Source organism: Thioclava sp. UBA3469, from assembly GCF_002378135.1.
Classification (GTDB): domain Bacteria; phylum Pseudomonadota; class Alphaproteobacteria; order Rhodobacterales; family Rhodobacteraceae; genus Thioclava; species Thioclava sediminum.
In genome coordinates this window covers 1-8,673 of record NZ_DFRG01000221.1, presented here as the reverse complement: position 1 = coordinate 8,673, position 8,673 = coordinate 1, and the positions used below count along the sequence as shown (strand labels likewise).

The window sequence follows — 8,673 nt, the reverse complement described above, 5'->3', positions numbered from 1 at the left end:
GAGATTGGCCAGATCCGCCCCGGAAAAGCCGGGCGTCAGCGCCGCGACCTTCTCGGCGTCGACATCCGGGGCGAGGGTGACCTTCTTCATGTGCACATTGAGGATCTGCACGCGGCCCGTCTTGTCGGGCTTGTCCACCAGCACCTGCCGGTCGAAGCGACCCGCGCGCAGGAGTGCCGGGTCGAGGATCTCGGGCCGGTTGGTGGCCGCCAGCAGAACGATGCCGGCCGACGGGTCGAACCCGTCGAGCTCGGTCAGAAGCTGGTTCAGCGTCTGCTCGCGCTCGTCATGACCACCGGCGACCTGCCCGGCCGCGCGGGCGCGCCCGAGCGCGTCGAGCTCGTCGATGAAGATGATCGCCGGGGCGGATTTCCGGGCCTGTTCGAACAGGTCGCGCACCCGCGCGGCGCCCACGCCCACGAACATCTCGACGAATTCCGACCCCGAGATCGAGAAGAAGGTCACGCCCGCCTCACCCGCCACGGCGCGCGCGAGCAGCGTCTTGCCGGTGCCGGGCGGGCCGACCAGCAGGATGCCCTTGGGGATGCGCGCACCGAGCTTGCCGTAGTCGGCCGGGTTCCTGAGAAACTGCACCACCTCTTCCAGCTCGGCCTTGGCCTCATCCACGCCGGCGACATCGGCGAAGCTGACGCCAGTTTCCTTTTCCATATAGACCTTGGCCTTCGACTTGCCGACCTGCATGAAGCCGCCGAAACCCTGCCTGTCGGCGAACTTGCGAAACAGCAGCATCCAGATGCCGAAGAAGACGAGCGCCGGCGCCACCCAGGAAATCAGCGTGCCGAGGAACGTGTTCTGCGGCACGCCGGTGATTTCGACCCCCTTCTTGTCGATCAGTTGCAGGATCGAGGGATCGACGATGGTGGTCACGAAGTCGTTCTTGCCTTCCACTGGAACCGTAAACCGGCCCGAAATCGTATCGCGCCCCACGGTGACCGATTCGATCTTGCCGTCCTCGAGATAGGTCTGGAACTGGCTGAAGTTGATCGGTGCGACGGATCGCCAGCCCGCGATCGCGTTTTGGAGGAATAGAACGGCCACAAAAGCCACCACCCAATACCAGATGTTGTATTCGGTCTTCTTTTCCATTTCTCACCTGTTAGGTTCCAACCCGCGAACAGCTTATTGCGTTGTCGGCGCACCGCCAGACCAAAGTCGCGCCCCACCTCGTTTTTCGGGGGCGGGATCATTCCAGGGGTCGAAACCGTCCGGCCCTTCGGCTATCTACGGACGACTGACCCCGATGAAAGGCCCGGCCGAGATGACGTTCAATCCCCGCCACCGGTTCATCAACCTTGCCCAGTCTGTCCTGCTGCTGGCGGGAATGGGCGCCATCGGCTGGGTCGCCCTCAATGCCATCGTCGGCCCCGATCTGGCGCTGGCCATCGTTCTGGGCTCGCTGGGTGGGCTCCTGCTGGCGCCGGGGATGTCGAAACAGATCCTGATCCGCGCCTATCGCGCCCGCCGCCTGACCGGGCGCGACTTTCCCGAGGGGCTGGCGATCCTGGGCGAGCTGGCGCGCCGGGCGGGGCTGCCGCGGGTGCCGGAACTTTACTACATCCCCAGCGGATTGCCGAACGCCTTCGCCATGGGCAAGCCGGAGGACAGTGTGGTCTGCATCAGCGACGGGCTCTTGCGGCTGCTCGATCGCCGCGAGCTGGCCGGCGTGCTGGCCCATGAGGTCGCCCATGTCGCCCATCGCGACCTGTGGATCATGGGGCTGGCCGATGCGTTGTCACGGGCGGTGTCGCTGGCATCCTGGTTCGGCCAGGTTATCCTGCTTGTGAACCTGCCGCTGATCCTCATGGGTGCGGCCTATGTGCCCTGGGAGGTGCCGCTTCTCCTGATCTTCTCGCCCACAATCATGGCGCTGCTGCAGCTTGCCCTATCGCGGACGCGGGAATATGAGGCCGATCTGGGCGGTGCGCGGCTGAGCGGCGACCCGGAGGGGCTGGCCTCGGCGCTTCTCAAGCTCGAACGCAGCGCGGGGCGGTTGTGGGAAGAGATGTTCCTGCCAGGCCGCCGCATCCCGGTGCCCTCGCTTTTGCGCACCCATCCGCCGACCGAGGAGCGGGTGCAGCGGCTGCGCGCGCTGGCGGGGCCGCTTCGGCCGACGCATCCCGAGGCGCCGTTGCGCCTGCCGCAGGTCGGCCGGATCGCGCCGCCGCGCTTCGGGCCCTGGGGTGTCTGGCGCTGAGCGAAAATTTCGTCGTGCCTCTCTTGAAACGAGCGTGACACATTCCTTGATTACAATCGAGACGCCCAATTGGGGTTTCAAGGACACGCAGAAAGGTTCGGCTGCAAGAGCGGACCACCGATGGCTCGCCAGTTCGGGAGTTTATCGGAAACGCGACGACACTCGAACGCCGATCGTCCGGCGGACCTTTCAACCTGTCCGGCTCCTCGGGCACCCTGGCTGACACGAGACCTTTCGTGTCATGGATTGGCAATGAAGGAGGCGAGACATGCTTTATCCCACATACATGCGCCGAAGCGACCCGTTCGCGCTGATGCGCTCCTTGCTGCGCGATGCAGACCGCTTCACGCCGTCGTTCGCGGCCCGGCCCGCCTTTCCGGCGGTGAACGTCTGGCAGAGCGACGAGGCCGTGGCGATCACCGCCGAACTGCCCGGCGTCGATCCGGCCGATATCGACATCCATGTGAAAGACGACGTGCTGACGATTTCGGGCGAGCGCAAGGCACCGGAATTGCCCGAGAACGCCCGCTGGCACCGCAACGAACGCGGCTATGGCAAGTTCAGCCGTGCCGTCCGTCTGCCCTTCGCCGTCTCCGATGACAAGGTCGAGGCGCGGATGACGGATGGCGTTCTGCGCATCGTCGTCGGCCGTCCGGAAGAGGACAAGCCGAAAAAGATCGCGATCAAGGCCGCCTGAGAGGAGGAGTTCGACATGACCACCGAAGTCACTAAAACTGCCGAGAAGACCCCGGCCGAGACGCCCGAGACCACCACCGGCGGGCGCGTCTATCAGCCGCTGGCCGATATCGTCGAAACCGACGAGGGCGTGACCTTGATGCTCGAAATGCCGGGTGTTGCCCCCGATGACGTGGATGTCACGCTGGAAAAGCGCGTGCTGACGATCCGCGGCAAGGTGCGGCCCACCAGCACCGAAAAGCTGCAACTGGCCTATGCCGAATATGGCGAGGGCGATTACGAGCGATCCTTCACCCTGTCGGAGGATTTCGACCCCGAAAGGATCGAGGCATCGGTCTCGCACGGCGTGCTGACGCTCTCGCTGCCGCGCGCGGCCGAAACTAAGCCGAAGAAGATCGCCGTCAAAGCGTCCTGAACAGAAGGAGGAATGGATATGCAGATCAAGGACCTGATCCCCTGGGCGCACAAAGATCACGCGCCCGAACCGAAAGCTGGTGACCAGAATCCCATCGCTACGCTTCAGCGAGATATGAACCGCCTGTTCGAAGGCTTCTGGAACCGCGTCGGCGATCTCGACTGGCCCTGGGGCAGCGGAGAGGCCCGCTCGGACGTGGTCGAGACCGACAACGCGGTCGAGGTGTCGATCGAGCTCCCCGGCATGGAGATGAAGGACATTGAGGTGTCCGTCAGCGACGACATGCTGACCGTCAAGGGCGAGAAGAAGATCGAGCGGCAGGACGAGAAGAAGGGCTACTACCTCTCCGAGCGCAGCTATGGCGCGATCTACCGCACGATTCCGCTGCCGCCCGGCGTCGATGGCGAGAAGGCCGAGGCGAGTTTCAAGGACGGCGTGCTGACGATCCGTCTGCCGCAGACACCCGAAGCCCAGGCCAAGGTCAAGCGCATCGAGGTCAAGGGCGCCTGAGGGCGTGTCACGGCGCCGCCGCGGGATAACCCGGCGGCGCCTTTTCCCCGAAAAAGAGATGACATGCTGGCAAGACTCGCCCTAATATTTATTTATCCGATCGGCATCCTTTCAGGCCCGACGGCCGCTCAGGTTGTGAGCGCCGAAGCGGATCCGCGCGGCATTCCGACCATCGCGCCGCTCATCGACGCGGTCGATGATGCGGTGGTCAACATCGCGGTGGTTTCGGAACGACACGCGTAAATGACGCCGCTGTTTTGCGATCCGGCCACCGACAACGCCGTGCTCAGGAGCGAGGCCGATAACCTCACCGAGGTAGCGCTCGGAAATTCCGAGGATCTTCTGGTGGACGATTTCGTGGTGGCCATCGGCAATCCCTTCGGCTTCGCCCAGACGGTGACCAGCGGTATCGTCTCGGCGCTTGGGCACTCGGGTATCAACCCCGAGGGCTACGAGGATTTCATCCAGACCGACGCGTCGATCAATCCAAGCAACTCGCGCGGCGCGCTCATCAAGCTGGATGGCAAGCTCGTCGGCATTAATACCGCGATCATCGCGCCCAATGGCGGCGGCAATGTCGGCATTGGCTTCGGCGTGCCGATCAACATGGCGCTCGCGGTCAAGGACCAACTGCTCGAGTTCGGCGAGTTGCAGCGCGGGCGGCTCCGCGTGCTGATCCGGGATCTGACGCCGGATCTGGCGCAGGCGCTTGGCGGGGAGGCCGCGACAGGGGGCGCCGTGAGCTCTGTCGAGGCGGGCACGCCGGCCGATGACGCAGGGCTCAGGACTGGCGACGTTATCGTGGCCGTGAACGGTGAGATGGTAGAGGGCTCGCCCGACCTGCGCCATAAGATTGGCCTGCGCCGTCCGGGCAACAGGGTCGAGATCGGTTATATCCACGACGGCGAGCGTCTGACCGCGCAGGTCGCGCTGACCCGCGGGGCAGCACAGGGTCCGGCCGCGCGAAGCCGCGGCGACGACGATGCGCTCGCCGGGGTGCGGCTGGGGTCGCATCCCGTCTGGGGCGAGACGCAGGACGTCGTGGTTGCCGAGGTTCTGCCCGGCAGCCACGCGGCGCGGGCCGGGCTCGAGCCGGGGGACGTGATCACCGCCGTTAACCGCCAGTTGGTAGAGACGACGCGCGACATTGACCGCGCGCTTGAGCAGGCGGCAACGACCGCCATCCGGCCCCGGCCTGGCCCGATCGCAGGGTCGGGGCCGGTGAATCGATGGAGCAGCAGATGAAACAGACCGAAACGCGGCCGAAAGTCCGGGAAGACTGGAGCGCAATGACGCTCTACGAACGGTTCGAGCAGGCGGCGATCGTCGTGCTCACGGGCATTATCATGATCATCATCGTCTCGGCGCTGTGGCAACTCATTCGCGAGGTCGGCCTTCGCCTGCTCCTCGGCGGGCTCGATCCGCTGGACTACAGGACGTTCCAAGCGGTTTTCGGGATGATCTTCACCGTGGTGATCGCGCTCGAGTTCAAGCGGTCGCTGCTGGTCGCCGTCGAGCGCCGTTTCGGGGTGGTACAGGCCCGCAGCATCATCCTAATTGCGCTTCTTGCCATCGTGCGCAAGTTCATCATTCTTGACCTCTCTGAGACGGAGGCGTCCAAGATCGGGGCCCTTGCCGCCACCGTGCTCGCGCTCGGCTTGGTCTACTGGTTGGTTCGCGATCAGGACATGCGGGAGAGGGCGGAAGCCCAGGACCTCTGAGCCAGGGGAATACGAAGTGAAAGAAGCCATGCGATGACAGAAGATCCCTACAAGATCCTTGGCGTTGCCAAGACCGCCACCCAGGCCGAGATCAAAAAGGCCTATCGCAAGCTCGCCAAGGAGTTGCACCCGGACCTGAATCCGGACGATGCGGTCAAGCAGGAGCGGTTCAAGTCGGTCTCGCATGCCTATGACCTTTTGGGCGATCCCGAGAAGCGCCGGCGTTTTGACGCGGGCGAGATCGACGCCAGCGATCAGGAGCGGCCCGAACGGCGGTATTATCATCAGTATGCCGGGCAGAACGCCGGCCGCCGCTATGATCCCGGCGGGGGCGGCTTCCACTTCGAGACGGGCGGCATGTCGGACGAGGATCTTTCCGACATCTTCTCGCACATCTTCGGTGCGCGCGGTGGCCGGGCGAGCCCGGGTGGCTTCGGGCAGGAATTTCACGCCCGCGGCCAGGATCTGCGCTATCACCTCGAGGTGGAGTTCCTCGGTAACCGCCCGATTGAGACCGCAGGTTACTTCTGAAGCATAGGGGCGACCAAGATGATCGCCATGCCGGTCAGGCAAAAGATTGCGCCGATGATATCCCATCGGGTCGGAATCTGCCCCTCTACGGCCCAAAGCCATGCGATAGATGCTGTGATGTATATGCCGCCGTAGGCCGCATATGCACGACCGGCAAACTCGACCTCAACACGCGTCAGCAAGTATGCGAACAGGGCGAGGGAGATCGCGCCCGGGATAAGCCAGAGGGCTGAGCGGTCAAGACGCAGCCAGGCCCAGAACGCGAAGCAGCCCGCGATCTCGGCGAGAGCAGCCAGCGCATACATGCCGATGGACGCGAAGACGCTCATCATGGGCGGGCTGCGCTCCACTGCCACGGCAGCAGTTCATCAAGCCGGTTGATCTTGTGATCATGGATACGGTCGAGGATGTCGGCGAGCCAAGCCTGTGGATCGAGCCCGTTCATCTTGGCGGTTTCGATGAGGGTCATCGCCCTGGCCAGCGTCTCGCCACCGCTATCGGAGCCGGCGAAGAGCCAGTTTTTCCGTCCGATGCCGATCGGGCGCATGGCGCGCTCGGCGGGGTTGTTGTCGATGCCAACGCGGCCGTCTTCGAGGAAGAGCTCGAAGGAGGACCAGCGGCTGAGACCGTATCGGAAGGCTTTGGCGAGATCGCTCTTGCCCGGAATGCGCAGCAGCTGGGCCTCGGCCCAGACCTTGAAGGCATCGACCATGGGGCGGGAGTGCGTCTGGCGCGCGGCCTGTCGCAGTTCGGCGGATTGACCGGCGACCTCGCGCTCGACATCATAAAGCTTGCCGATCCGGTCGAGGGCTTCCCGCGCAATCTCGGATTTCGTGCTGTCCCAGACATCATGGAAGTCGCGCCGAAGATGCGCCCAGCAGGCGGCCTCGCGGAACTGGCTGCTGCCGTCAGCGCGTGGTTCGTAAAGCAAATTGAAGCCAGCATAGGCGTCCGCTTGGAGGATACCGCCGCTGTCTTGCAGATGTCGCTGAGGATGTTCCCCCTTACGATCCGGGGAGAAGCGGTAGACGGCACCCGGCGGCGCGGCACCGTCCCAAGGACGTTGATCAGAGACATAGGCCCAGACCCGCCCTTGCTTGACCCCTTTGCCGAGGCCGCGGTCCCGGCGTGACCGGTCCAGGACGCGGATCGGGGTGTCGTCCGCGTGCAGCACCGGCGCGGCCATCACCTCGGTCTCGATCCGTTCAATGATAGGGGCGAGCACCTTCATGGCGCGTCCGCACCAGTCCAGCAGCGTGCTGTCAGGGATGTCGACCCCCATACGGGCGTAGATCTCGTTCTGGCGATAGAGCGGAAGGTGATCATCGAACTTGGACACGAGGATCTGGGCCAGAAGCCCAGGACCAGCCATGCTGCCGGGGATAGGGCGACTTGGGGCGGCAGGCTGCACCATCTTCTCGCATCGGCGACAGGACTTCTTCACCCGCGCGATCTGGATCACCTTCATCTGCGCCGCGACCATGTCGAGCAACTCGCTGACATCCTCACCCACCACGCGAAGGTCGCCACCACAGTCGGGACAACAGGAGCCGGGATCGAGTTCGCGCCGTTCGCGAGGTGTCGTGTCCGAGACGCGCGGGCGTCGACGAGGCTTGATCTCAGCGACAGCGGCATCGATCGCCGCAGGCACCTCCTCCTCGACTGACCCATCACGCTTCTCGGCAACTGCGACCAGCAGGTCTTCGAGCGCCAGTTCAAGCTGCGCGATCTCACGCTCAATCTTTTCCGAGGACTTTCCGAAGGCCTGTTTCTGGAGCTTGGCGATCCGCAAGCGCAGAGCCTGAACCAACTGCTCGTGGGCCTGAAGCGTGGCCGACATGCGTGCATTCTCCGCCTGAAGTGCGGCGATCATCGCCTTCAGGACCGCAGGATCATCAGAGAGAATGTGGGCATCATCGGACATGCCGACTGATACCATGGACAGGTCGAGATGGCCAATAAAACAAGTAGAGTCAGGCAGATAATCTACCCGACCCGCGCGGGTGGCGCGCCCCAGTCCGGGCGCCTCCAATCGATCCCTTCCCAGAGCATCGCCAGCTGGGCGGAGGTCAGCCGCGCGACCCCGGCCTTGGTGTTCGGCCAGGGAAACCGTCCGCGCTCGAGGACCTTGTAATAGAGGCAGAAGCCTTGGCCATCCCAGTAGAGCAGCTTCAGCCGATCCCCCTTTCGACCGCGGAACGCGAAGACGGCGCCGCTGGTGGGTTTCTGGCGCAGCACATCCTGAGCCAGGGCTGAGAGCCCGGCAATTCCTTTCCGCATGTCGGTCGCGCCGCACGCCAGGTAGACCCGAACCCCGGTGCCTGGGCCGATCATGCCGCTTCCACCGCGCGGATCAGCCCGGTCAGCGCCTCCCCATCCATGCTGCTGTCGAAACGGAGGCAGCGACCGTTCCCCAAACGCAGCTCGACAAGAACCGGGCGAGCGGGCGGGGAGTGGGCCGGTTCGGACTGGGCACCAAAATCAAGAGGCAGGAAGACTGCTCCCCGATCCGGCGACCAAAGGCCCTTCTTCTTCAGGTCCCGGCGCCAGCCGTAGATTTGCGAGCGTGTGAGCTCATGTCGCTG

The 8,673-nt window shown here is 64.3% G+C and carries 13 protein-coding genes; 8 read left to right on the top strand and 5 right to left on the bottom strand.

Annotated elements, in window-relative coordinates; all coding sequences use genetic code 11:
• The coding region (locus B3D39_RS16270; RefSeq protein WP_286789884.1) for an ATP-dependent metallopeptidase FtsH/Yme1/Tma family protein at positions 1-1,107 on the bottom strand (1,107 nt) is incomplete at its 3' end.
• 172 nt (positions 1,108-1,279) lie between these two features.
• Here B3D39_RS16270 and B3D39_RS16265 point away from each other — a divergent pair.
• From B3D39_RS16265 to B3D39_RS16230, 8 genes are all read left to right on the top strand, one after another.
• Positions 1,280-2,215 (top strand): zinc metalloprotease HtpX, encoded by a 936-nt coding sequence (locus B3D39_RS16265; protein WP_274963678.1) that lies wholly within the window; start codon positions 1,280-1,282, stop codon positions 2,213-2,215.
• Positions 2,216-2,483: 268 nt separating this feature from the next.
• Entirely contained in the window at positions 2,484-2,912 is a 429-nt protein-coding gene (locus B3D39_RS16260; protein WP_274963679.1) for an Hsp20/alpha crystallin family protein, read from the top strand.
• A gap of 15 nt (positions 2,913-2,927) precedes the next feature.
• Complete coding sequence (locus tag B3D39_RS16255; protein WP_274963680.1) at positions 2,928-3,326, top strand: Hsp20/alpha crystallin family protein; 399 nt, start codon at positions 2,928-2,930, stop codon at positions 3,324-3,326.
• An 18-nt stretch (positions 3,327-3,344) separates the two neighbouring features.
• Positions 3,345-3,836, top strand: coding sequence for an Hsp20/alpha crystallin family protein (locus B3D39_RS16250; protein ID WP_038147079.1), 492 nt, complete (start codon positions 3,345-3,347; stop codon positions 3,834-3,836).
• Between the two features lie 63 nt (positions 3,837-3,899).
• Positions 3,900-4,079: a hypothetical protein gene (locus B3D39_RS16245; protein WP_274963681.1), complete on the top strand. Its 180-nt coding sequence runs from the start codon at positions 3,900-3,902 to the stop codon at positions 4,077-4,079.
• A complete protein-coding gene (locus B3D39_RS16240; protein ID WP_274963682.1) occupies positions 4,080-5,081 on the top strand; it encodes a PDZ domain-containing protein in 1,002 nt (333 codons plus the stop codon).
• The gene (locus B3D39_RS16235; RefSeq protein ID WP_273070801.1) at positions 5,078-5,557 is read left to right on the top strand and encodes a phosphate-starvation-inducible PsiE family protein; all 480 of its coding nucleotides are present in this window, start codon (positions 5,078-5,080) and stop codon (positions 5,555-5,557) included. The genes B3D39_RS16240 and B3D39_RS16235 overlap by 4 nt, the downstream gene beginning before the upstream one ends.
• 33 nt (positions 5,558-5,590) lie before the next feature.
• Positions 5,591-6,088 (top strand): DnaJ domain-containing protein, encoded by a 498-nt coding sequence (locus B3D39_RS16230; protein WP_274963683.1) that lies wholly within the window; start codon positions 5,591-5,593, stop codon positions 6,086-6,088.
• Here the strand turns inward: B3D39_RS16230 and B3D39_RS16225 are convergent.
• From B3D39_RS16225 to B3D39_RS16210, 4 genes are all read right to left on the bottom strand, one after another.
• Positions 6,079-6,417 carry a YnfA family protein gene (locus B3D39_RS16225; protein ID WP_286789885.1) on the bottom strand — a complete coding sequence of 113 codons (339 nt, stop codon included), beginning with the start codon at positions 6,415-6,417 and terminating at the stop codon, positions 6,079-6,081. The genes B3D39_RS16230 and B3D39_RS16225 overlap by 10 nt on opposite strands.
• A complete protein-coding gene (gene tnpC / locus B3D39_RS16220; RefSeq protein WP_286789883.1) occupies positions 6,417-8,012 on the bottom strand; it encodes an IS66 family transposase in 1,596 nt (531 codons plus the stop codon). The genes B3D39_RS16225 and tnpC overlap by 1 nt, the downstream gene beginning before the upstream one ends.
• A 62-nt stretch (positions 8,013-8,074) precedes the next feature.
• Positions 8,075-8,422: an IS66 family insertion sequence element accessory protein TnpB gene (gene tnpB, locus B3D39_RS16215; RefSeq protein ID WP_078572415.1), complete on the bottom strand. Its 348-nt coding sequence runs from the start codon at positions 8,420-8,422 to the stop codon at positions 8,075-8,077.
• The coding region (locus B3D39_RS16210; RefSeq protein ID WP_286789882.1) for a hypothetical protein at positions 8,419-8,673 on the bottom strand (255 nt) is incomplete at its 5' end. The genes B3D39_RS16210 and tnpB, both read right to left, overlap by 4 nt.

Bases quoted from the DNA above. Each gene is read 5' to 3' on its own strand.
- tnpB (WP_078572415.1), bottom strand. From the start codon at position 8,422: ATGATCGGCCCAGGCACCGGGGTTCGGGTCTACCTGGCGTGCGGCGCG.
- B3D39_RS16235 (WP_273070801.1), top strand. From the start codon at position 5,078: ATGAAACAGACCGAAACGCGGCCGAAAGTCCGGGAAGACTGGAGCGCA.
- B3D39_RS16240 (WP_274963682.1), top strand. From the start codon at position 4,080: ATGACGCCGCTGTTTTGCGATCCGGCCACCGACAACGCCGTGCTCAGG.
- B3D39_RS16250 (WP_038147079.1), top strand. From the start codon at position 3,345: ATGCAGATCAAGGACCTGATCCCCTGGGCGCACAAAGATCACGCGCCC.
- B3D39_RS16260 (WP_274963679.1), top strand. From the start codon at position 2,484: ATGCTTTATCCCACATACATGCGCCGAAGCGACCCGTTCGCGCTGATG.
- tnpC (WP_286789883.1), bottom strand. From the start codon at position 8,012: ATGTCCGATGATGCCCACATTCTCTCTGATGATCCTGCGGTCCTGAAG.
- B3D39_RS16230 (WP_274963683.1), top strand. From the start codon at position 5,591: ATGACAGAAGATCCCTACAAGATCCTTGGCGTTGCCAAGACCGCCACC.
- B3D39_RS16265 (WP_274963678.1), top strand. From the start codon at position 1,280: ATGACGTTCAATCCCCGCCACCGGTTCATCAACCTTGCCCAGTCTGTC.
- B3D39_RS16225 (WP_286789885.1), bottom strand. From the start codon at position 6,417: ATGAGCGTCTTCGCGTCCATCGGCATGTATGCGCTGGCTGCTCTCGCC.
- B3D39_RS16255 (WP_274963680.1), top strand. From the start codon at position 2,928: ATGACCACCGAAGTCACTAAAACTGCCGAGAAGACCCCGGCCGAGACG.
- B3D39_RS16245 (WP_274963681.1), top strand. From the start codon at position 3,900: ATGCTGGCAAGACTCGCCCTAATATTTATTTATCCGATCGGCATCCTT.